Below are 22,197 nucleotides of genomic sequence, written 5' to 3'. Positions count from 1 at the left end.
GGTTTCAAAGGCTTAGCAGCCGTTGAAACCAGTATTTCAAGTGCTTATTGATCGATAGCTTTCTTTTCGACCAAGAAGGAGGTGATTAGACCTAAGCCGCCGAAAATGCCAAGACAACCGAAATAAATTGCCACCGACTGGCTTTCTTCGCTCCGTGTCATATCCGGGCCGAATAAGCCTCTAACCGTAAATAGCGCAACTAACAAACCAATGCCCAAGCCAACTAATAACAAGCCAAATTTTAAACTGAGGTATGGACGTGGCGTAGATTTTCCGATACCGGGGTCGATACCGCGTTCTATCATTGCCATTTTTTCTTTATTTGATAAATAGCGTATTCCAAATACCATTGCGAATGCGCCTAAAAAAAGTGAGATTGGGACTAATATGCCTTCCATGATTGTAATTTTTTATGTGTTAAATTTTGTTTTTTTATTTTTGTTGAACCGTGTTCTGTGCTCTATGACTACATGGTTTTTAATCAGGTTACAGGCATTGACGCAAAAAATTTAATTTACCAGCCGAAGCCTGAAATTATAAGTATTTAAACATTTCTACCTTTGCAACATGAACTGGATTATATTGATTATAGCAGGCCTTTTTGAAGTTGGCTTTACAACCTGTTTAAAACTGTCGAACAATTTTAGCAATCTGAAGTGGAGCATTGGTTTTTTCATCTGTATTGCTTTGAGTTTTGTTTTGTTAAATAAGGCTTCGCAAACATTACCTATGGGCACAGCCTACGCAGTTTGGACGGGTATTGGCGCCGTTGGTACCGTTATAATCGGGATTGTATATTTTAATGAGCCCGCAACTTTTTGGCGCATATTTTTTATTTGTACGCTAATTGGTTCAATTGCCGGTTTAAAATTTTTCGCTTCGCATTAGGAACTTTCTTAGCGGTATGCAGGCATGCAGAAACTTGTGTTAATAAACCTGATGGTAACGATAGCCCGAGCTTTTTCTGCGAGGCTAAAGTGTACAGCAGGGCTGCATATTGCGAAGGGACACTGACCGTTCGTTTTCAAAGAAATAAAATCTTGGTGCTTTAACAAGCCAATTGCATTTGGTGTGTAACCTGTTTCACTGTTAGGTAGTCTTAGTATTAAGTATGAAGCAAGAGTTAACAGATTTACAGCTGATTCAAAACGTGTTAACCGGCGAAACCGGGCAGTACGCTTTGTTGGTGAAACGCCATCAGCGCTTTGTTTTTACACTTGCTTTAAGGTTTGCCAAAAATCGTGAGGACGCTGAAGAGATTGCGCAGGATTGTTTTGTAAAGGCCTATAAAGCGTTGGGTTCTTTTAAACAGACCGCTAAGTTTAGCACCTGGCTTTACACCATAACTTATACAACGGCCATGACTTTTTTGCGCAAAAAACGTTTAGATACATCATCTATTAGTGATGAGGAAACGTTTTTACAACTGGAAAACCATACTTCTGCCTTTAATGCCAATGTTTATGAGCAACAAAACAGTCATGCTTTTTTAAACCAGGCCATAGGAGATTTGCTACCGGATGATGCCGCGATTATTACCATGTTTTACAAAGGTGAACAGAGCCTGGAAGAAATTGGTGAGGCTTTAAACATGGAGGCGAACACGATAAAAGTAAAGCTACATCGTGCAAGACAAAGGCTTAAAGAAAAATTACAATATTTGTTAAAAGATGAGGTAAAGGAGTTACTATGAACACAATAGAGCAACAACTTTGGGATTATATTGATGGAAATTTGGATGAAACCCAACAAAAAGCCATCGAAGGAAAAATTGAAACTGATGTTTCGGTTAGGCGACAGTATGAAGAGTTACTAAGTTTAAATGCAACCTTTTCAGCAATGGAACTCGATGAACCTTCAATGTCTTTCACAAGGAATGTGATGGAAGATGTTGCGCTTCAACCGGCGCCGATTGCTTTAAAAACCAAGGTAGATAACCGGATTATTTTTACCATTGCTGCTTTTTTTGTGCTTTCTATTTTAGGCATATTAGGATACGTTTTGTACAATACAACGTTTACAATGCCTGATTTCAGCAAATATTTTACGTTAAACCTGAATATTGAAAAGGTTTTAAACCCAACAGCGTTATATGTGTTTATCGGAGTAGATTTGATTTTGGGATTGGTATTTGTAGATTACCTTTTAAGGAAGAAGTTGTTTGATAAAGACCAAAGTTTTACCAAAGGTGTCAAAGATTAAGCTTTAAAAACCCTTTGCAAAATTTTACTCAAATTCTTTTAAAATAGCCAGTCCCTCTTTCCATTCACCAAAGCCGGAAGTGGCGTTAATGTGGCCGGCTTCGCCGATATTGATGAGTTGACTACCCCAACTTTCTGCAAAGAATTTAGCTCGCTCCATACTCATCCATTCATCGTTAGAGCTGGCCACCAAAATGGTTTTGAAATCTATTCTTTCTACCGGCATCTGTTTAAAACCAACAGTATCAAAAGTATATTTTGGTGCTTCGACATCGCTCGGTGCAACTAATAACGCACCTTTTATTTTCATTTTATAGGCTTTTGCCCAATTGGCAATGGCTACACAGCCCAAACTGTGACCAATCAGCACAACCGTTTCCGGTTCGAAGCCAGAAATAGCTTCACTAATATTTTTAACCCAATCTTCGCATTTTGGTGTATCCCATTCTTCCTGCTCTATACGTTTAAAGTTAGGTGCCGATTGTTTGAAATAGCTTTGCCAATGTCCTTCACCAGAATTTCCCAAACCGGGAACAATGAAATAGTTTATCATATAATATTGATTAAACCGAATGGATTAAAACCAAAAAAGCCCCGATCTGCGACCAGGGCTTCATTGTAAATATGATAGTTAATTAAATTACTTTCACATTAACGGCATTTAAGCCTTTTTTACCGTTAGCAACTTCGTACTGAACTTTGTCGTTTTCACGGATTTCGTCGATAAGACCTGTTGAATGAACAAAAATTTCGCTATCGCCGTTTGCAGGGATGATAAAGCCAAAACCTTTAGTTACATTGAAGAATTTTACTGTGCCTTCTTGCATTGTATTAAATATTAAAATTAAGTCTGCAAGGTAAGTTTTAATTTTTAAAATCAAAATAAATTTTAACATTTTTTTAACGTTAAAATTTTGTAAACAGCAGATTACTAAGGCCTTTTAATTGCTTTTCCAATAATCATCATCGTAATTTGGCTATTGTGCGGAATTCCGAGGCTCGTTCCTGGCAGTACATCAAAAAGGTTTCTGATGTAAATATCGGCCACAGCCTGCATATTCTTTTTCTTTGAATCAGCGTTCTCGGGCAATACGCCATAAACGTCTTTAACGTGTATACCACCCTGAAAATCTACTACAGCAGAGATTTGGTAAGCAAAATCTTTATATGCCCTATCGATAATGATTTTATACTGCGGAAACATATAATCGTAAGCCGCCGTTCGTCCCTCCAGCTTACTCGCCGTAACCAACTTTTCCACCGTAACAATTTTACTTTTCGGTATAAACTGAACCGGCTCTGTCGCGGCGAAAGCACTGTCGCTATTTGCATTAACGCTAACGGCTCTTTTTATGATAAAAGCAGTATCTGCTTTACTTGGTTTCTGCAACTTTTCGGCCGTCGTTTTAAGTTTATTTTTGATATAGCTTTGGGCGTAAAAAGTCATGTTAACATCCGACCGAAAATCGGCAAGTACGTTTTTACCATTAACCTGTACCCGCTGTAATACGAGGCTATCATTAGTCATGGCTTTAACCTTAAACCATTCTTCGGCAAAATTGTAAAGATTACCATGATCATACTGGAGGAAAAACTTTTGCATAATTTGTTTCTGCGGACTCCAGGCCATCATCGTATCTTCTTTGGCAACCTCTATAATCCACGATGGCTTTTGCATAAAGCCTTCCATATTAAATGATAAGCCGTTTTTGAATCTTCTACGAACTTCCTGGTAGCGGATGCCTTTTACCGATTCCCAGGTGTAATCCCGCAGTTTTGGATTGGTCTTTTTTGAAGCAAAATCGCAGGATGAACACAGAATAATAACATAAAAAAGGAGGCAGAAATTTTTTATCATATGTATATAACGCAGCAGGCGCAAAGTTCGGCTAAAATAATTTATTTTTTCTTAACCAGAATTACGTTGGCTACTTTCCGCTGACCCTCGTGATCCCATTTTTTGTTGTCCGTTGGGTAATTGATAACACCCGTGTCGCCATCTCCGTTAACCCAAAGCGTGGTAGAACCGCCGCCATCAAAATTAATTGCACTTGTACAGCCAAGCCAACGCATAATTTTTGTCAGTTCAAACAAACTCATTCCAGCAGAATTATCATTTCTTCCATCTACCGTTAGTAAAATGGCCCGGCCATTTGGCTTTAAACCCACACACGTACGTGGATGACGTAAACGATTAAAAGCCGCAGTATCAAGCCGCTCTTCCTGGTTATTGAATACCAATAAAGGCCCGTTCAACAATACATCTCCGTCTGTTACATTTTTTTCCCAGTCAGCGCTTCCATCCCACTTCACAATTTCGATTTTGCCCTTACGAATTACAACTGCAGCCTTTTGATGAAACGCACGGGATCCGCTCTTTTCAAGCCGGTTTGTATTAATAACTTCTCCGTTTACTTTTACAAAATCAACAGAACCTCCATTTTTTACGTCGAAAAAATTACCGTTTATGGCGGCAATTGCAGTATCTCTAATGCCAAAACCGCTCGTGGTTATTAATTGCTGCGCCTCTGCATCAATTGCAAAAACGGCTTTTCTGCCAGAATTTTTTACCTCCAAAAAAGAAATATTCTGGTTGGCAGAAAAGAGATTCTTCTGGTCGAAATGATGTTTAAAAAGCTTTACCTGCCTAGCTACTCTCGTTTTTATCCAATGAGTTTTTACTAAAGTAATCGAATCCTGGTTTTGCGCAAAGCAAGTTAAGCTTACTACAAACAGCGTAAAAAAAATTGCGGCCTTCTTAATCATTATCTAAGATTTTGATACCTGCGAATTTAAAGCCTGATAAGTTAGTTATGAGCTTGTAACCTTAAAATTACCTGTAAAATCAAATTCTTCGTTCGAGGTGAACCACTTTAAAAAAGGTTTTATTGTCTCTGTAAATCTCGAGAATTACGCTTTTATTTGCACCCGATTTGAAAAGTTCTGAGAGCTCATTAAGCGAATAAACGTTCATAGGCCTGAAATTAACGCCTATTATTTCATCATCCGGACAAAGGCCAGACTTTTCTGCCGGCGAGTTTTCGTCAATTTCCCCAATCAGGAATCGTTTGTATTCTTTTTGGTCAAGATATACAACCATTCCAATCATATCATGCTCAAAAGGTGTTTTGAAATTTCCGTTAGGCTTTACGTACATAAAACCCTCCTGATAGTTAAACTGGATGTTAAACTTTCTTAGCAAATCGGCGCCAACGTTACCGTTCCGGGTTTTTAAATCTATTTTTTGTGAGATAACCCGATAATCGGGAAAACCAGATATTACATCTTTAAAGTCATACCCTCCGATAGAGAAGCCTTTAATTCGTCCGAGATAACCTTTAATTTGTCCGCTAATGCTCATGCCCAGATTTGCCTTTATTTTAGAATAAGGCAAGGGAAACATTTCTCCATTATACATTTCCATAGATAAAGCATGACTGGCACCGGTATCCATAAGCAATTTAGCAGAAATCTTTTCATTATCTGATGTGGCAACATCTGCGTAAACGTATGGTTTCATGCTCTCAATCACAATTGGAATTTTGCTGCCTCTGTATTTAACCTTAGCGCCCGGCGCTGTGAAGATGAGCCTGCTTTCTGCATAGCGGATATCTACAATAAAACTGTTGAAAAAATTGAATCCGATTAATCCATAAATTTTTATCCCTAAATGCCCTGATAAATTAAACAAATCTTCTTTCAAAATGGCGGTAGGGATATGCTGAGCTTCAGCCCTGCCTACGGTAGCCTTTATATTTTGCGATACAAATGCCTCCACGGTTTCCAGCCCTAAACCCGAAACTTTAATTTTACGCATGGTTGTGAAATTCAGGGAATCGATAATGGATGGCTCTGTGATGATTAGTGGCCCTACGCCCGTATCTAAAACGAAATCAAAAGGCCCTTTTTCGTTGATGTAAACAGGAATAATGATTAGGTTTTTTATGGATTTGAACTGTAAGGATTGCCGTTGCTGATTACCTGAAAAATGGAATTCCTGAGCTTCACAGTTGTAAAAAAAAAGTATAAAAAGTCCTACGCAAATAATAATCAATTTGCGGCTCATAGCAAACTTTGCAAACTTATATTTGGTTAACATTTGATTAAATTTAATAATTTAGTTTGTATTATTTCCTATAACTTTAAAAGATGATTTTTCGCCAACTTTTTAAAGCCCCGGTGCTTCCCTTAGCTTTGTTAATTTATTTGTTGTCAGGCTGTTCTGCCGACAAAATGATGGCCCATAAGGTTTCTAAAGAATTCAGGAAGTCAGAAATTATAAAGCAATACATGGTCGGCTTTTCACTATTTAATTTACAGGCGAAAACCACGGTGTTTGAGAAAGATGGCGATAAGCAATTTACGCCGGCATCGAACACTAAATTATATACTTTTTACGCATCGTTAAAAATGATTCCGGAGCGGATGCCAGCCTTAAGATACATCGAAACAAATGATTCGTTAATTTTTTGGGGAACGGGCGATCCATCTTTTCTGCAGTCAGAACTAAAAGATAAATCTGCCTACAATTTTCTCGCCGGAAGCACAAAAAAACTCTTCTACTCGCCTGGCAGATATACTGGGAATTTTTTCGGTGCCGGCTGGGCCTGGGATGACTACAACGATTATTACCAGGCAGAAATAAATGATTTGCCCCTGCTCGACAATACGGTTTGGGTAAAGGGAACACAAAACGGGAATTTCTCTGTGAGCCCAAAAAGCTTTAGCTCATGTTTCGTAAAAGACAGCACGCAGACCGCAGGCGATTTCCTGGTGAAACGAAATTTCAACAACAATGAATTTGCCTACAACGCCGTTGCTGTCAAACCGAATTTTGTTCAGCAAATCCCTTTTAAATTAAGCAACGCCACAACGGTGGGCCTGCTTGCCGATACTTTACATAAACCCATTGGATTGATAGACAGGAATATGCCTGCCAACGCCAAGACCTTGTATGGCGCCAGCCGCGATTCAGTTTTAAAAGCGATGCTTTTACCCAGCGATAACTTTCTGGCCGAGCAACTGTTGCTTGTTTGTGGCGATAAGCTTAGCGATACATTAAATACAGAAAAAACCATTCAGTATGTTTTAAAGAACCATTTACAAGGTTTACCCCAAAAGCCACGATGGGTTGATGGTTCCGGACTTTCCCGAATGAACTTATTTACCCCCAATGATATGATTGCGGTTTTAAACCTGATTTATACAGAAGTAAACAACCCTGAAAAACTGTTTGATATGTTGCCTGCGGGCGGCAAAAGCGGCACCTTAAAAAACGCCTATCCAAAAACAGACAAGCCTTTTGTTTTTGGGAAAACCGGTTCGCTTACCGGGATTCATAACCAAAGCGGTTACATTTTAACAAAAAAAGGTAAAATCTACATCTATTCCTTTATGAACAACAACTTCATCAATCCAACCGCAGCGGTAAGAAATGAGATGGTTAGGATAGTTACCTACATTCATGACAACTTTTAATTTACAAACATGAAATGCTTAAAACTGATTTCGATTTGCCTCTTGTTTTTTCTTACTACAAATGCACAGCAGCAAATTATCTTCAAATCGAAAAACCTACCACAAGCAGACACGACATGGGTTTTTACCCCAAAAAACTTAAAGAATAATAAAAAAGTTCCGGCGATAATTCTGCTTCACGGTTACAGCGGTAACTACAAACAATGGAACAACATAATGGATGCTCAAAAGTATGCTGATGAATACGGGTATATTTTAATTGCTCCGGATGGGCTCTACAAATCCTGGTATTTAAACAGTCCGGCGAAGGCGGACTGGCAATATGAAAATTTCTTTTTTGAAGAATTCTTACCTAAAATTAAGAACGATTACCCCATTGATACGGCGAACATTTTTATTACAGGCTTAAGTATGGGCGGACACGGCGCTTTATGGTTATTTTTGAAACATCCGGATATGTTTAAGAGTGCGGGCAGCACAAGTGGAGGCATAAATCTTCGCGATGCGATTGGAAAATTCGGCGTCCCGGAACTTCTCGGTAATCCCGACAAAGATAGCGACATCTGGCTAAAATATTCTGTTATACAACAAATTGATAAGCTAGCCGGAAGCCCAAAGGAAATCATCTTCGATTGTGGCGCCGATGATTTTTTCTACCAATCGAACAATGCCATGAAGAAGAAATGTGATAGTTTGAAAATCAAGGCGACCTATATTTCCCAACCCGGTAACCATAATGCTGCGTACTGGAAAAAATCCATTAAACAACAATTTGAGTTTTTTAGCAAACAGGTTTCAAAATAAAATTGATGAATCGCGGACTAAAATCCATAACAAAACCATTTTCCAACAAGATAAATATCGGTGGTAGAGATTATCTGTACTTCGGCGGAACTGCGTATCTGGGCATCCCGCAAAATGATAATTTTTTAGAATTATACATGGAAGGCCTCAGGAAATATGGCTTAAATAATGGAACCAGCCGAACAAACAACATACAACTTGGTATTTACGATGATGCAGAAAAAGTAGCCTCCGTCCGATTCAAAGCAGAAGATGCTTTAATCACGTCAAGCGGTTACCTGGCTGCACAGCTTACTGTTCATGCGTTATCAAAACTGGGAGAAGTAATTTATGCGCCGTCAACACATCCTGCGCTTTGGTTAACAAAGCAAAGCTTTAATTCTAGCTCGTTCACGGCCTGGTGTAAACAGATAGTTGAAGTTATCAACAGCTCCGAACAACAGGATTGGGTTTTAATAAGCAATTCGATGAATAATCTTTTCCCCGAAATTTATGACTTTGATTTTGTGGAGGAAATAAACCCGGCTAAGAAAGTAACTTTCATTTTAGACGACTCTCATGGAATTGGCATTAACAATAAAGGTTTAGGTTGCTTCGGTAGTTTGCCGAAAAAACCAAACATCGAGTGGGTTGTCGTGGCCTCGATGGCGAAAGCACTGGGAGTTGATGCCGGTTTGGTTTTAGGCTCAGCGGCAATTATCGGGAAACTTAAGCAAACAAATATTTTCGTGGGTGCATCTCCGCCCGCAGCCGCAGGCTTATATGCGTTTATGCATGCAGAAACCATTTACAATTCGGCCTGGAATAAACTGCAAACCAACATCGAGTTGTTTTCATCGCAACTTAATCCATCCTGGAAGTTCGAAACAAGCTTTCCGGCATTTTTTTTAGACGACGTTGATTTGGCAGACCGGCTGCTGGAACATGAAATCCTGATCTCATCTTTCCCTTATCCAAACACAACAAGCGAGCCCATAAATCGAATCGTTTTAAGCAGTTGGCACAATTTTGATGATGTAGAACGTTTGCTGTCGTTTATTCGATAGAATGCCCCGGCGCTTTTTCATTTAGAGATGATTTCTGCAAACCGATAATTTTTTCAATATTTATAGCTTTAAAACTGCCTCTAATGAAAAAGCTTTTAATATTTCTTTCCGTCATTTTTCTGTTTTTCAACCTCGCAAAAGCACAAACTACTGAAATTTGGATAGTTCGCCATGCGGAAAAAGACAGGTCTGATCCACAGGAAAAAAATCCGGATTTATCGGAAGAAGGAAAAGTTAGAGCCGGCGACCTGGCCAAATACCTGAAAAAAGAAAATATAGATGTGGCTTTTAGTACTCCTTACAAAAGAACGCGTCAAACGCTGGATTCGCTTGTAATTCCTAAAGTTATAAACTACACGGATATCAAAGCTCTGGTTGATACGATTAAAACCAGTTACGCTGGCAAAAAAATCATCATCGCCGGGCATTCGAATACCGTGCTTGAAATTATTGAAGCATTTGGTGGAAAACGCCCCCGTGAAGAATTAACTGATGATGATTATGATTTCATCTTTCATTTAAACGTTAAAGGTGATAAAGCCAGGGTGAAAATGGATCAGTATGGCATACCGCACCACTTGTAATTGGCTTTTAGGTAACAAGCCAAGCTGAAAACAATTGTTGCAGAAACGAGCACTTAAAGTTTTTCAAAAGGAATATCGAGCAGCGCATAATTTTGCCAGCCTTGAAAATCGTAATGCCACCACTCATTCTCCAGTACATTTAGCTTATACTTTTTCATTATGGCGATAAAAAAATCCCGGTTCTTTTTGACTTGCGGTGATACCTTAGCATAATTTGCTGCTGCAGCTGCCGAAAAGCTATCATAAGGCGTTGGCATGGCAATTTCTTTTCCTGTTTTTAAATCTACAATGGTTAAATCTACCGCACAGCCGCGATTGTGTTTAGAACCTTGCTTCGGGTTTGCTACGAAATTTTTATCGCTCGCCTTTTGGTAGAACGCAACTGTTATGGCGTAAGGCCTGTAACCATCAAATATTTTCAAGCCTAAACCTTTTTTAAACAACTCCGCCTGCACTTTTTTAAGCGACTCTACAACAGGTTTGCGGGCAAAAGCACGTGCCTGCCCATACATAACCTGTTTCATAAAATTATTTTTGGTTGCGTAACGAATGTCTAACCTAATTGTCGGAATAGCCTTCTTTATTTCTACAAGTTGATTGTTCGAATTTTCTTTTACCGAAGCCAGGTATTGCTGATAAGAACTTATTATGAAAAGTTTTTTAGGCGTTGCAGGTTTAATTTGGGCAAGTGCCGAAACGGATGCGAATAAAAATAAAATGAAGGTATTTAGTTTCATAATTTGAAATTAGCTTAAGCTGGCCGTTGCAAAGAAATTCTTCTTACCGAATTGAACACCTTTAGTTTAAAAAAGCCTTAAGTTCCGCTCCAATAATAAAAAGCAAGTTTACTGATTGGAGACAACTAATAATTCCAAATCTTTAAAGGGTAAATTAAACATATCGGCTAAATCCTTATTGGTCACGTTGCCCTGATAAATATATAAGGCTTCGCGAATTCCGGGGTTGTTCCAAACCATATTCATTAAGCCACCAAATTCACCGATATCGAGCAAGATAGGTGCAAAAATATTGGTTAACGCATATGATGCGGTACGCGGAACCCTCGATGCGATGTTGGGAACACAATAATGGATTACATCGTATTTTCTGAAAACCGGATTGGTATGGTTTGTTACCTCAGAGGTTTCAAAACAGCCACCCTGGTCGATACTTACATCAATAACAACCGAATGTGGTTTCATTCGGGCAACCGTTTCTTCCATAACAATACATGGACTACGGCCGTGGCTCGCACGAATCGCCCCGATTACAACATCGCAGGTAACAATTGCCTTATTTAAAACAATTGGCTGCATTACAGAAGTAAACACGCGGCTGTTTCCTAAATTATTCTGAAGCCTGCGCAAGCGGTAAATCGAGCTGTCGAAAACTTTTACTTCAGCCCCTAAAGCTAAAGCAGTTCTTGCCGCATACTCGCCAACTGTTCCGGCACCTAATATTACAATTTCTGTAGGCGGAACCCCGGTAAAACCACCGAGCATCAATCCTTTGCCGCCGGTTACGTTACTTAGATATTCTGCAGCGATTAGTATAGATGTAGAACCTACAATCTCGCTCATCGCCCGCACTACGCTTAGAACGTTTCCTTCATCACGCAAGTTCTCAAAACATAGGGCATTAATCTTTTTTTGCATTAAGGCTTTCAGATATTCTTGCTTTAAAGTTCCGGTTTGAAGTGAAGAAATAAGCGTTTGGCCTTTATGCATCAGCGCAATTTCCTCCAACATTGGCGGGGCAATTTTAACCAGAATGTCGCAATCGAAAACTTCCTTTTTATCGTAGGCGATTTTAGCACCCTGTTCTGCATATTCAGAATCTGAAAAATTAGCAGCAATGCCTGCCCCGCTTTCCAAAATAACGCGATGACCGTTATTGACCAATAACGCAGCAGATAATGGTGTTAAAGCGATTCTATTTTCCTGGAAAGAGATTTCTTTCGGGATGCCAATATTGAGATTATTCTTTTTATTTCTGGTTTCCAGCGTCGCCTCTTGTGTTTGCAATAAGCCTTGGCGAGCTATATCGGCCATTCCTTCGCGTAATCCTGTAGCCATGATGTTATTAAAAAATGTTTTGGGTTTAAAGGTTTATGAAGGTACGGAAATTCTGTTAAATTACTGATAACAAAATACATCTGAACATTAGGTTTTTGTAAACTCAAATGCTCTGCCGCTCTCGTTTAAAACCGAAATTTCGACCTTCACATAATGTGCCGGCAACAACTCTTCAATTCGTTCCGGCCACTCGATAAGGCAAATTCCACCACCATAAAAATATTCTTCGTAGCCTAAATCATAGGCTTCCTGAATATTCTTTATTCGGTAAAAATCAAAGTGGTAAACGGCATTTGCAGCACCCAAGTATTCATTTACAATGGAATAAGTAGGGCTCGAAACTACTTCATTAACGCCCAATGTTTTACAGAAATTTTTTATAAAGGTCGTTTTGCCTGCGCCCATTTCTCCGTCAAAAAGAAATATCTTCTCATCTGCGGCAAACGCCGCAAGCTTTTCGGCAACTTCTGGCAAATCCGCTAAACCGTTAATATGAATCTTCATCGTTATAAAAGATAAAAGGCAAAAGTAATACATATTTGCATCGCTTTTGCCTTTCAATATTTTGCCCGCTAAATGTGGCTAAAATTTACCTTGGCGAATAAGTTACCACCGGAATTATCATTTCCTCTAAAGAAATGCCACCATGCTGAAAGGTTTCGTTATAATAATTTACAAATTGATTGTAATTATTGGGATAAACAAAATAGCTGTCTTCTCTGGCAAATATGTAGCTGCTGCTGATGTTGATTTTAGGCAACAATGCATCGTGAGGATTTTTAATTGCAAAAACTTCCTTTGCATTGAAGTTTAGGTTTCTTCCCTGTTTATAACGAAGATTGGTATTTGTACTTCTATCGCCAATAACCTTAACCGGTTTTTTAACACGAATGGTTCCGTGGTCGGTAGTTATAATCACTTTAACCTGTTTCTGTGAAATCTTTTTCAACAAATCGAATAAAGGAGAATGCTCGAACCATGATAATGTTAACGAGCGGTAGGCCGCATCATCGTTAGCCAGCTCGCGAATCATTTGCATGTCTGTTCTGGCATGGCTCAGCATATCAACAAAATTGAAAACAATAGCATTGAAATCATTTTTCAACAGGTTATTGGTTTGTTCAACCAGTTCTTTCCCTTGCTCAAAAGTTAAAATTTTGTTGTAGCTGAATTTACAATCCTTGCGTAAAGTGCGTTTAATGTTATCGGCCAGGAAAGCTTCTTCGTGCAAATTTTTACCACCTTCATCATCATCGTTTTGCCATAAGCCCGGAAAACGTTTTTCCATTTCCAGCGGCATTAAGCCCGAGAAAATTGCGTTTCTGGCATACTGCGTTGCAGTTGGCAAAATACTGGTATACATATCTTCCTCATCAATTCTGAAATATTCAGAAATAAGAGGATTTATAATTTTCCACTGGTCGTAACGGAGGTTATCAACCAGAATAAAAAACACCGGGGTTGTATCATTTACATGCGGAAAAGCCTTCTTTTTCAATAATTCATTAGAAAGCAATGGCGCCCTGTCTTTATCTTTAATCCAATCGAGATAGTGTTCTTCGATAAATTTCGAAAACTGTGTATTGGCTTCCTGCTTCTGCATGGTTAAAATTTCGTGCATTTGCGGGTCGTCTAATTTCTCGAGCTCAAGCTCCCAGAAGACTATTTTTTTATAAACATCTACCCATTCGTCATAACTCAGGCGATCGCCAAGTGTCATGCCGAGTCTTCTAAAATCCTGCTGGTAAGCCATTGATGTTTTTTCGCTTACAAGAAGTTTTTTATCAATCAGTTTTTTTATGGTTAAAAGAACCTGTTTTGGGTTAACCGGTTTAATTAAATAATCATCTATTTTACTCCCTATGGCATCTTCCATAAGGTTTTCTTCCTCACTTTTCGTAATCAAAACTACGGGAACATCAGGATTTAGGTTTTTTATGGCCGAAAGCGTTTCGATACCGCTCATACCAGGCATGTTTTCATCTAGAAAAACCAAATCAAAATGGCTTTTCCCAAAAGCCTCAAGGGCGTCGTTTCCGTTTGTAAAAGTTGTTACATTATAACCTTTATCGTTAAGTAAAAGTATATGAGGCTTTAGCAAGTCGATTTCATCATCGGCCCACAATATTTTAGTTTCTTGCATTTTTTTGTAAAAATAGGTCTGTATTGCCCCTTATATTCCGGCAGGTAATTAAACTATAAATAAAAATAGCAATTTTTGTACCGTATCTGTCTATTTAACTATTTTTAACGATTGAACAAGAAGAAAATAATAAATGATCCGGTGTACGGATTCATCAGCATTCCATCAGAATTGATTTATGATGTAATTTCGCATCCGTATTTTCAGCGTTTGCGCTACATCAAACAACTTGGAATGACCCATCTTGTTTATCCTGGCGCACTCCATACCCGTTTTCACCATGCTTTAGGGGCCATGCATTTAATGAGCCTGGCTATAGGTTTGCTCCGTAGCAAAGAACATACAATTAGCGATGCTGAAGAAGAATCGGCAATATTGGCCATTTTACTGCACGATATTGGGCATGGGCCGTTTTCACATGCGCTCGAACATTCTTTAGTAACCGGCATAAAGCACGAAGATATTTCAGCAAAGCTGATGCAGGATTTGAACAAACATTTTGATGGAAAACTCAGCCTTGCAATCGAAATTTTTAACGGCACATACCCAAAAAAATTCCTCAACCAGTTAATTTCTGGTCAACTGGATTTAGATAGAATGGACTATCTGAATCGCGACAGCTTTTTTACCGGCGTTAGTGAAGGTGTAATTAGCTTCGACAGGATTATTAAAATGTTCAACGTTGTGGAGGATGATTTGGTTATCGAAGAAAAAGGAATTTACTCCATTGAAAAGTTTCTGATTGCCCGCAGATTGATGTATTGGCAAGTTTATTTGCATAAAACTGTAATTGCTGGCGAAATGATTCTGGTTAAATTGTTGGAAAGGGCTAAAGAATTGGCCATAGCAGGTATTGATTTATTTGCGGCTCCATCTTTAAGTTATTTCCTCAATAACAACATCAATGAGGAAACATTTTTTACCCATGAAAACCTGGAGCATTTTACAAATCTTGATGATCAGGATATTTACGCTGCAGTAAAAGTTTGGGCTCAACATCCCGATAAAATTTTATCTACATTATGTAAAATGCTTACTTCTAGGAATTTATACAAGGTAGAAATGAGTAACGAACTGGCAGATAAGGAGCGTGTTGAGTTTTTGCAGAATGCCACTATCGATTTGCTGGGCATTGCCGCCGAAGAAGTAAAATACTTTGTTTTTACAGATTCGATACAAAACAGAGCTTACAACGCCGGCGTGGGGAATATTAAAATTCTGATGAAAAATAACGATATTGTAGATATTGCCAAAGCTTCGGATTTATCTAATTTAGAGTCGCTGCAAAAAACAGTAGAAAAGTATATTCTTTGTTATCCCCGCGGGATTTAAGTTTTTTTAACAAAATATTTAGGTTTTGGTGCCGTTTTAAGTCTTATTATTGTGTAAAATATACACTATTTAACCTTTATAGGTTTTTTTGTTCATATCAATTTAACATTTACCTTTGTACGATGCAATTTACTGCCAAGCAGATAAGCGAGTTTTTAAACGGTTCCATTGATGGTAACCCCGATGTAGCTGTAACAGAACTCTCTAAGATAGAAGATGGTAAGGCAGGCTCATTGTCTTTTCTTTCCAATCCGAAGTACGAAAACTTTTTATATTCTACCGAGGCCTCTGTCGTAATTGTATCTAAAGATTTTAACCCTACACAAAATTATACCAGCACGTTAATTCGGGTAGAAAACCCATATAGTTCTTTTACCGTTTTGCTCGATAAATATAACGAGGCAGTAAATGCCAGGGCGGCGCAATCCGGTATCGATAAGCTGGCTTTTGTGCACCCTACCGCGAAAATTGGTGAGGGCGTTTTTATTGGTGCTTTCGCATACATTGCCGAGCATGCAGAAATCGCTTCGGGTACAAAAGTAAATGCCCAGGTTTATGTTGGTGCCAACACAAAAATCGGCGAAAACAGCACGTTTTTTCCCGGCGTTAAAATTTACCATAATTCTGTTATTGGCGACAGGGTTATTATTCATTCGAACACCGTAATTGGCAGTGATGGTTTTGGATTTGCGCCACAAAAAGATGGTACGTATAACAAGATACCACAAATTGGGAATGTAATTATTGAGAGCGACGTAGAAATTGGTGCAAATACAACTGTCGACAGAGCCACAATGGGTTCTACAATTATTAAAAAGGGTGCTAAAATCGACAATCTGATTCAGATTGCGCACAATGCCGAAATAGGGGAAAATACTGTTCTTGCGGCGCAATCCGGCATTTCGGGCAGCACTAAAGTTGGGCCAAACAGCGTTATAGGTGGACAGGTTGGTATTGCCGGACACTTAACTTTGGCCAAAGGAACTCAAATCGGTGCTCAGGCCGGAATCAATTTTAACATAACAGAAGAAAATAAACAGTGGCACGGAAGTCCGGCGCAGCCTTTGAGGAACTGGATGCGTGCTTCGGTAATATTTAAGCACTTGCCAGATGTAGAAAAGCGGATTAATGTGCTTGAAGAAACGCTGAAAAAACTTACAGCAGAACTGGAAAAGAACACAATAAACAATGAACGTTAGACAAAAAACGATTAAAAAAGAGATATCTGCATCTGGTGTTGGTTTACACACCGGAGCTAATGTTACTTTAACTTTTTGCCCTGCACCAGAAAATCACGGTTTTAAATTTCAACGAGTTGATTTAGATGGTCATCCCATTATCGATGCAGATGCAGACAATGTAACCGATACATCCCGCGGAACAACGATTACCCAAAACGGCGCAAGCGTGAGTACTGTTGAACACGTTATGGCATCGCTTGTTGGCATGGATTTAGATAATGTTCTAATAAAACTCGACGGTCCGGAAACCCCGATTATGGATGGCAGCTCCATCCAGTTTATCGATTTGCTGGAAGAAGTTGGTGCGATAGAACAAAACGCAGACCGCGAATATTTTACCATTCCTCATAACATTACTTATACAGAAGCAGACAGAAAAGTTGAAATTGTAGCCATGCCTTTGGATGACTACCGTTTTACTTGTATGATAGATTATAACTCACCGGTTTTAGGCAGCCAACACGCAGGCATAAACACCATCGCAGAGTTTAAAAAAGAAATTGCGTCTTGCCGTACCTTTTGTTTCCTTCACGAACTGGAATATCAGCTATCTCATAACCTGATTAAGGGTGGCGACTTAAATAACGCCATCGTTATTGTTGATAAAGAAGTAACAAAAGATGAGTTGAGCCATTTGGCAAAACTTTTTAACCGTGCGGATATTGATGTTGCGCCACAAGGTATTTTAAATAATATGGAGCTCAGGTACCAAAATGAACCTGCCCGTCATAAATTATTGGATATGATTGGCGATTTAGCTTTGGTAGGTATGCACCTAAAAGGGCACATTATGGCCGCTCGCCCAGGGCACGCCGCAAACGTTGCATTTGCTAAGAAAATTAAAGCAGCGATTAAAAAAGAAAAAAACAAGAAAATACAAAAGGTGTACGATCCAAGCGCTAAGCCATTATATGACGTTGTTCAGATTATGGACATTTTGCCTCATCGTCAGCCGTTTTTATTTGTAGATAAAATTCTGGAACTTTCTAAAAACCATGTTGTGGGCGTTAAAAACGTAACCATGAATGAGGAATTTTTTAAAGGACATTTCCCTGGCGCACCGGTTTTTCCTGGTGTAATTCAGATTGAGGCAATGGCACAGGTTGGTGGAATCTTAGTTTTAAGTACTGTACCCGATCCAAGAAATTATTTAACGTACTTTTTAAAAATTGATAATGTTCGCTTTAGGGCTCAGGTTCTTCCCGGCGACACCATCGTTTTCCGCTGTGATTTGCTGGAACCAATCAGACGAGGAATTGCTCAAATGAAAGGTGTTGGCATGGTTGGCGAAAAAATTGTTGTCGAAGCCGAAATGATGGCTCAAATATCCAAAATTAAACAACCAGAACCAGTTCAATAATGATACAACCTCTAGCATACATACATCCTCAGGCAAAAATTGCCGAAAACGTGGTAATTGAACCTTTTGTGGTGATTCATAAAGACGTTGTAATTGGCGAGGGAACCTGGATTGGTTCAAATGTAACCATTATGGATGGCGCCCGGATTGGTAAAAACTGCCGCATCTTTCCTGGGGCGGTAATTTCTGGCGAACCACAGGATTTAAAATTTGCAGGTGAAGTAACTACCGCAGAAATTGGCGATAATACAACTATTCGCGAGTGCGTTACGATAAACCGCGGCACCAAAGATAAATGGAGAACAGTAATTGGCAGCAATTGCTTAATTCAGGCCTACTCTCACATAGCACACGATTGCGAGGTGGGTAACAACTGTATCTTTTCGAACAGCACAACTTTAGCCGGCCACATTACCATCGGCAATAATGTTGTTTTGGCTGGCTTGGTTGCCATTCACCAATTTGTAAAAGTGGGTTCTTATGCATTTGTAACCGGCGGTTCTTTGGTTCGTAAAGATGTTCCACCTTATGTTAAGGCTGCAAGAGAGCCGCTTTCTTACGCAGGTATAAATTCGGTTGGTTTGCGCAGAAGAGGCTTTACCAATGAGCAGATTGATGAAATACAGGAAATTTACCGTGTGCTGTTTGTAAAACACAACAATGTAACCAAAGCCTTAGATATAATTGAAGCTGAATTTAAACCGACGGAAATTCGCGATGAGATTGTTGATTTCATCCGAAACTCTAACCGTGGGGTAATGAAAGGTTTCGGAATGGGTAGCTAAATTTTAGGTGAAATTGTTTCCATGTAAAGTAAAGATAATACCTAAACAGTGAAGCCGTTAATCCTAAATATTTAAGTTACCCTGGTGAACATTTAATAACCTTATGAGTGATTTAACGCTAATCAGAACGAATTCGAACAATGCCGATTTTATACAATTGGTTGCATTGCTGGATAAGGATTTAGCCGTTAGAGATGGTGATGAGCATGCTTTTTATGCGCAGTTTAATAAAGTAGATTCCATTAAACGGGTTGTTGTTGCATACCAAAATGGAATGCCCGTTGCCTGCGGTGCAATAAAACCATTATCTGAAACCGCAGCAGAGGTTAAGCGAATGTTTGTGCACCCGGATTATAGAAAAAAAGGTATTGCAGCTAAAATTTTAACTGAACTTGAGGCTTGGGCTACCGAGCTCACTTTCGAAGAGTGTGTTCTGGAAACGGGTAGAAAGCAACCTGAGGCAATTGCATTATATCAAAAGGTTGGCTACCTGGTAACGCCAAATTATGGTCAGTACATCGGCGTAGATAATAGCGTTTGCATGGCGAAACCGCTTCCCAATTCAACTAGCAAATGAAAATAGCCTTAAAGAATGTTGGCAGAAGGTTTAACAAAGAATGGATTTTCAGAAACCTGAGCACAGAGTTCATCTCCGGAAATAGTTACGCTATTTTGGGGCCTAACGGCTCTGGGAAATCCACCTTATTAAGTGTTTTAACCGGAAGTTTAACACCATCTGAAGGAGAAATTGCGTTTGCTGATACAAAGGATATTTCCGTTGAGCAAATTTATAAACATATCAGTTTAGCGGCACCGTATTTAGAACTTGTAGAAACTTTCACTTTAAAAGAGCTAATCAACTTTCATTTTAAGTTCAAAAATTTCGCTTCGGGTATTGATGCGCAATCGTTAGTTTCTATTCTGGGTTTGGAAAAATCTGCAAATAAGGAAATTAAGTATTTTTCGTCGGGAATGAAGCAACGAACCAAACTTGGTTTGGCCTGTTGTTCTGATTCACCAATTTTATTTTTAGACGAGCCTACGAGTAATTTAGACGTTCAAGGCATTGACTGGTACCGGGAATTAATCGAAAACTTTACTAAAGATAGGCTCACAATCATTGGCTCCAATCAAATCCAGGAGTATGAATTTTGCAGCAATCGCTTGCAAATAGCTGACTTTAAGTAGATTAAATTGACTTTCGATTTGTGCTCATTCTATGATTTTGTCATTTTATTGTATTAAATAATTATTTTGAAAAAAATATTTTGAAAACAATAAATTGTTCTTACCTTTGCACCACCAAAAATAGAAACAATTATTTATTTACCTCTTTAGGAAATGATAATATCTTCCGTTTATCGGACACAAAATATATCGCTGTAAAAAGCAAAAAAATTTTTCATAGTTTAGTTTGAGGTTTAGGTTGATTATGCCTTTGGAGTGGTTCCCAAAGGCATTTCTTTTATACGGATATTTTTTAACGATTTAAGATTTCTTAACCTTGTCCGCTTCGCTCTGATTATACAGAAATTCTGCCCCACAATCGCAAAAAAGCGCTGAAGCTGTGGCGGGTTCTATGCAAAAGCTTATCTTCCTAAACCCGATTGATACGAAAATCCTTTTTATTAGCAGCAATCGCAAATGAGCCGTTATGCTGAGGCACGAAGCATCTGCAACCGATGAAACTCTTGCTTCGTTTTACGGATAGCAGCTGTTTTAAAAAGATTGGAGTAAAAAGCGGGACTATCGCGGCCGATTAATCCAGGTTTTGCTTTCCAAATCAAAATTCATTTTTTTAACTTTGATGTTCAGAAAACAGCAAACAAGTTTAAAATACAATGGCAAAGGCATCAGAAGTAAAAAGCGGAAATGTGCTTCGGTTTAACGGAGAACTGGTTAGTGTAGAGGAATATATTCACCGTACGCCTGGCAACTTAAGGGCGTTTTATCAGGCTCGTATGCGCAATGTTAAAACCGGTAAAATTGTTGAGTATCGTTTCCGGACGGATGAAGAAGTAACCATTTGTAGGGTAGAAACCAATGATTACCAATATTTGTACGAGGATGGCGACTATTTAGTGGTGATGGATAATAATTCTTTTGAGCAATACAACATTCCAAAATTACTTTTTGGTGCTTCGATTAAGTTTTTAAAAGAGGGCATGAATGTTACCATTGCCTTTGAGAGTGAAGAACCGATTGTAGCGCAATTACCGAACAGTGTTGAACTCGAAATTACCTATACGGAGCCTGCCGTAAAAGGCGATACCTCTACAAGTGCCCAGAAGTACGCCACAGTAGAAACCGGTGCTGAAATTAGAGTTCCGTTATTTATAAACCAGGGCGATAAAGTGAAAGTAGATACAAAAACCGGGGATTATATGGAGCGTGTTAAGTAGTGTATAACCGCTTTTTAAGATATGTTAAGCGCCAAAGGTTTATAGGTTTTTATTAAAATAATTTTACCTTTGCCGTCAACAAAAAAGGAAATATAAATCCACATAGGATAACATCATATGGCTAAAGCATCAGAAATTAAAACAGGTAACATCCTGCGTGTAAACAACGAGTTGGTTACTGTTGACGAATGGAATCACCGTACACCAGGCAAAGGCGGCGCTTTTTACACTGGTAAATTTCGTAACATTAAATCGGGTAGAATTGTTGAAGCCCGTATGAATACCGATGAGGCAGTTGAAATTTGCCGCGTTGAAACTAACGATTATCAATATTTGTACGAAGATGGCGATTACCTGGTGGTGATGGACAACAACAGCTACGAACAATATAACGTAGAAAAAACTTTGTTCGGCTCGGCCATTAAGTTTTTGAAAGAAGGCATGAGCGTTATCGTTTCTATGGAAAGCGACGAAGCCATTATGGGTCAGCTGCCTAACTTTGCAGAATTCGAAATTACTTATTCGGAGCCAGCAGTAAAAGGCGATACCTCGACAAATGCATTGAAAGCAGCAACACTTGAAAACGGTGTAGAAGTTAAAGTGCCTATGTTTGTAAACCAGGGCGATAAAATTAAAGTTGATACGCGTACAGGTGAGTATGTGGAACGCGTAAAATAATTAATAAAAATCTATTGAAGCCCTTGGAAATTATTCAAGGGCTTTTTTTTTGAAACCCACCATAAAAC

General features: G+C 38.9%; 25 protein-coding genes. 15 read left to right on the top strand and 10 right to left on the bottom strand.

The features are described from left to right. Positions 1–44: 44 nt before the first annotated feature. Positions 45–398 carry a DUF6249 domain-containing protein gene (locus ASG14_RS01240; protein WP_056869252.1) on the bottom strand — a complete coding sequence of 118 codons (354 nt, stop codon included), beginning with the start codon at positions 396–398 and terminating at the stop codon, positions 45–47. 169 nt (positions 399–567) lie between these two features. On the opposite strand from ASG14_RS01240, the gene ASG14_RS01235 reads away from it, so the two are divergent. The 3 genes from ASG14_RS01235 (at position 568) to ASG14_RS01225 (ending at position 2,202) form a co-directional block, all read left to right on the top strand. Beyond that, positions 568–888, top strand: a complete 321-nt coding sequence (locus tag ASG14_RS01235) for a multidrug efflux SMR transporter (RefSeq protein ID WP_056869251.1) — start codon at positions 568–570, stop codon at positions 886–888. 223 nt (positions 889–1,111) lie between these two features. Next, positions 1,112–1,693 carry an RNA polymerase sigma factor gene (locus ASG14_RS01230; RefSeq protein WP_056869250.1) on the top strand — a complete coding sequence of 194 codons (582 nt, stop codon included), beginning with the start codon at positions 1,112–1,114 and terminating at the stop codon, positions 1,691–1,693. Further along, a complete protein-coding gene (locus ASG14_RS01225) occupies positions 1,690–2,202 on the top strand; it encodes an anti-sigma factor (protein ID WP_056869249.1) in 513 nt (170 codons plus the stop codon). The genes ASG14_RS01230 and ASG14_RS01225 overlap by 4 nt, the downstream gene beginning before the upstream one ends. A 24-nt stretch (positions 2,203–2,226) precedes the next feature. On the opposite strand, the gene ASG14_RS01220 is transcribed toward ASG14_RS01225, so the two are convergent. The 5 genes from ASG14_RS01220 to ASG14_RS01200 form a co-directional block, all read right to left on the bottom strand. After that, positions 2,227–2,754 carry an alpha/beta hydrolase gene (locus ASG14_RS01220; RefSeq protein ID WP_056869248.1) on the bottom strand — a complete coding sequence of 176 codons (528 nt, stop codon included), beginning with the start codon at positions 2,752–2,754 and terminating at the stop codon, positions 2,227–2,229. A gap of 82 nt (positions 2,755–2,836) precedes the next feature. Next, entirely contained in the window at positions 2,837–3,028 is a 192-nt protein-coding gene (locus ASG14_RS01215) for a cold-shock protein (RefSeq protein WP_010599196.1), read from the bottom strand. A 104-nt stretch (positions 3,029–3,132) separates the two neighbouring features. After that, positions 3,133–4,059, bottom strand: coding sequence for a hypothetical protein (locus ASG14_RS01210; protein WP_056869247.1), 927 nt, complete (start codon positions 4,057–4,059; stop codon positions 3,133–3,135). A 41-nt stretch (positions 4,060–4,100) separates the two neighbouring features. Then, positions 4,101–4,967 (bottom strand): phosphodiester glycosidase family protein, encoded by an 867-nt coding sequence (locus ASG14_RS01205; protein WP_056869246.1) that lies wholly within the window; start codon positions 4,965–4,967, stop codon positions 4,101–4,103. A 79-nt stretch (positions 4,968–5,046) separates the two neighbouring features. Beyond that, positions 5,047–6,300, bottom strand: coding sequence for an aspartyl protease family protein (locus ASG14_RS01200; RefSeq protein WP_056869245.1), 1,254 nt, complete (start codon positions 6,298–6,300; stop codon positions 5,047–5,049). 50 nt (positions 6,301–6,350) lie between these two features. Between ASG14_RS01200 and ASG14_RS01195 the strand changes: the two genes are divergently transcribed. The 4 genes from ASG14_RS01195 to ASG14_RS01180 all read left to right on the top strand — a co-directional run bounded on the left by ASG14_RS01195 (position 6,351) and on the right by ASG14_RS01180 (position 10,113). After that, positions 6,351–7,679, top strand: a complete 1,329-nt coding sequence (locus ASG14_RS01195) for a D-alanyl-D-alanine carboxypeptidase (RefSeq protein WP_157274808.1) — start codon at positions 6,351–6,353, stop codon at positions 7,677–7,679. 9 nt (positions 7,680–7,688) lie between these two features. Then, positions 7,689–8,483 carry an alpha/beta hydrolase family protein gene (locus ASG14_RS01190; protein WP_056869244.1) on the top strand — a complete coding sequence of 265 codons (795 nt, stop codon included), beginning with the start codon at positions 7,689–7,691 and terminating at the stop codon, positions 8,481–8,483. 5 nt (positions 8,484–8,488) lie between these two features. Next, positions 8,489–9,529 (top strand): aminotransferase class I/II-fold pyridoxal phosphate-dependent enzyme, encoded by a 1,041-nt coding sequence (locus ASG14_RS01185; RefSeq protein ID WP_056869243.1) that lies wholly within the window; start codon positions 8,489–8,491, stop codon positions 9,527–9,529. An 83-nt stretch (positions 9,530–9,612) separates the two neighbouring features. Continuing rightward, entirely contained in the window at positions 9,613–10,113 is a 501-nt protein-coding gene (locus tag ASG14_RS01180) for a phosphoglycerate mutase family protein (protein ID WP_056869242.1), read from the top strand. Positions 10,114–10,166: 53 nt separating this feature from the next. Here the strand turns inward: ASG14_RS01180 and ASG14_RS01175 are convergent, their stop codons facing one another. From ASG14_RS01175 to ASG14_RS01160, 4 genes are all read right to left on the bottom strand, one after another. Next, complete coding sequence (locus ASG14_RS01175; RefSeq protein ID WP_056869241.1) at positions 10,167–10,850, bottom strand: M15 family metallopeptidase; 684 nt, start codon at positions 10,848–10,850, stop codon at positions 10,167–10,169. A gap of 108 nt (positions 10,851–10,958) precedes the next feature. Continuing rightward, complete coding sequence (locus ASG14_RS01170; protein WP_056869240.1) at positions 10,959–12,188, bottom strand: alanine dehydrogenase; 1,230 nt, start codon at positions 12,186–12,188, stop codon at positions 10,959–10,961. Positions 12,189–12,275: 87 nt separating this feature from the next. After that, positions 12,276–12,692 (bottom strand): tRNA (adenosine(37)-N6)-threonylcarbamoyltransferase complex ATPase subunit type 1 TsaE, encoded by a 417-nt coding sequence (gene tsaE, locus ASG14_RS01165; RefSeq protein WP_056869239.1) that lies wholly within the window; start codon positions 12,690–12,692, stop codon positions 12,276–12,278. 85 nt (positions 12,693–12,777) lie between these two features. Then, the gene (locus ASG14_RS01160; protein ID WP_056869238.1) at positions 12,778–14,331 is read right to left on the bottom strand and encodes a PglZ domain-containing protein; all 1,554 of its coding nucleotides are present in this window, start codon (positions 14,329–14,331) and stop codon (positions 12,778–12,780) included. A 111-nt stretch (positions 14,332–14,442) separates the two neighbouring features. Between ASG14_RS01160 and ASG14_RS01155 the strand changes: the two genes are divergently transcribed. From ASG14_RS01155 to efp (ASG14_RS01120), 8 genes are all read left to right on the top strand, one after another. Continuing rightward, positions 14,443–15,663 carry an HD domain-containing protein gene (locus ASG14_RS01155; RefSeq protein WP_056869237.1) on the top strand — a complete coding sequence of 407 codons (1,221 nt, stop codon included), beginning with the start codon at positions 14,443–14,445 and terminating at the stop codon, positions 15,661–15,663. A 122-nt stretch (positions 15,664–15,785) separates the two neighbouring features. Next, entirely contained in the window at positions 15,786–16,862 is a 1,077-nt protein-coding gene (lpxD, locus tag ASG14_RS01150) for a UDP-3-O-(3-hydroxymyristoyl)glucosamine N-acyltransferase (protein WP_056869236.1), read from the top strand. Continuing rightward, positions 16,852–18,264 (top strand): bifunctional UDP-3-O-[3-hydroxymyristoyl] N-acetylglucosamine deacetylase/3-hydroxyacyl-ACP dehydratase, encoded by a 1,413-nt coding sequence (locus ASG14_RS01145; RefSeq protein ID WP_056869235.1) that lies wholly within the window; start codon positions 16,852–16,854, stop codon positions 18,262–18,264. The genes lpxD and ASG14_RS01145 overlap by 11 nt, the downstream gene beginning before the upstream one ends. Beyond that, positions 18,264–19,049 (top strand): acyl-ACP--UDP-N-acetylglucosamine O-acyltransferase, encoded by a 786-nt coding sequence (gene lpxA, locus ASG14_RS01140; RefSeq protein ID WP_056869234.1) that lies wholly within the window; start codon positions 18,264–18,266, stop codon positions 19,047–19,049. The genes ASG14_RS01145 and lpxA overlap by 1 nt, the downstream gene beginning before the upstream one ends. 103 nt (positions 19,050–19,152) lie before the next feature. Continuing rightward, on the top strand, positions 19,153–19,626 hold the full coding sequence (locus tag ASG14_RS01135) for a GNAT family N-acetyltransferase (RefSeq protein ID WP_056869233.1): 474 nt from the start codon (positions 19,153–19,155) through the stop codon (positions 19,624–19,626). After that, positions 19,623–20,237, top strand: coding sequence for an ABC transporter ATP-binding protein (locus tag ASG14_RS01130; RefSeq protein ID WP_056869232.1), 615 nt, complete (start codon positions 19,623–19,625; stop codon positions 20,235–20,237). Before ASG14_RS01135 ends, ASG14_RS01130 begins: the two co-directional genes overlap by 4 nt. A gap of 653 nt (positions 20,238–20,890) precedes the next feature. Beyond that, positions 20,891–21,451, top strand: coding sequence for an elongation factor P (gene efp, locus ASG14_RS01125; RefSeq protein ID WP_056869231.1), 561 nt, complete (start codon positions 20,891–20,893; stop codon positions 21,449–21,451). A gap of 117 nt (positions 21,452–21,568) precedes the next feature. Continuing rightward, positions 21,569–22,129 (top strand): elongation factor P, encoded by a 561-nt coding sequence (gene efp, locus ASG14_RS01120; RefSeq protein ID WP_056869230.1) that lies wholly within the window; start codon positions 21,569–21,571, stop codon positions 22,127–22,129. Positions 22,130–22,197: the final 68 nt, after the last annotated feature.

Origin of the sequence: Pedobacter sp. Leaf194 (genome assembly GCF_001423945.1) — a bacterium.
GTDB lineage: Bacteria > Bacteroidota > Bacteroidia > Sphingobacteriales > Sphingobacteriaceae > Pedobacter.
Note: the sequence above shows the minus strand (reverse complement) of the source record. Positions and strands in the feature narration are given on the sequence as shown.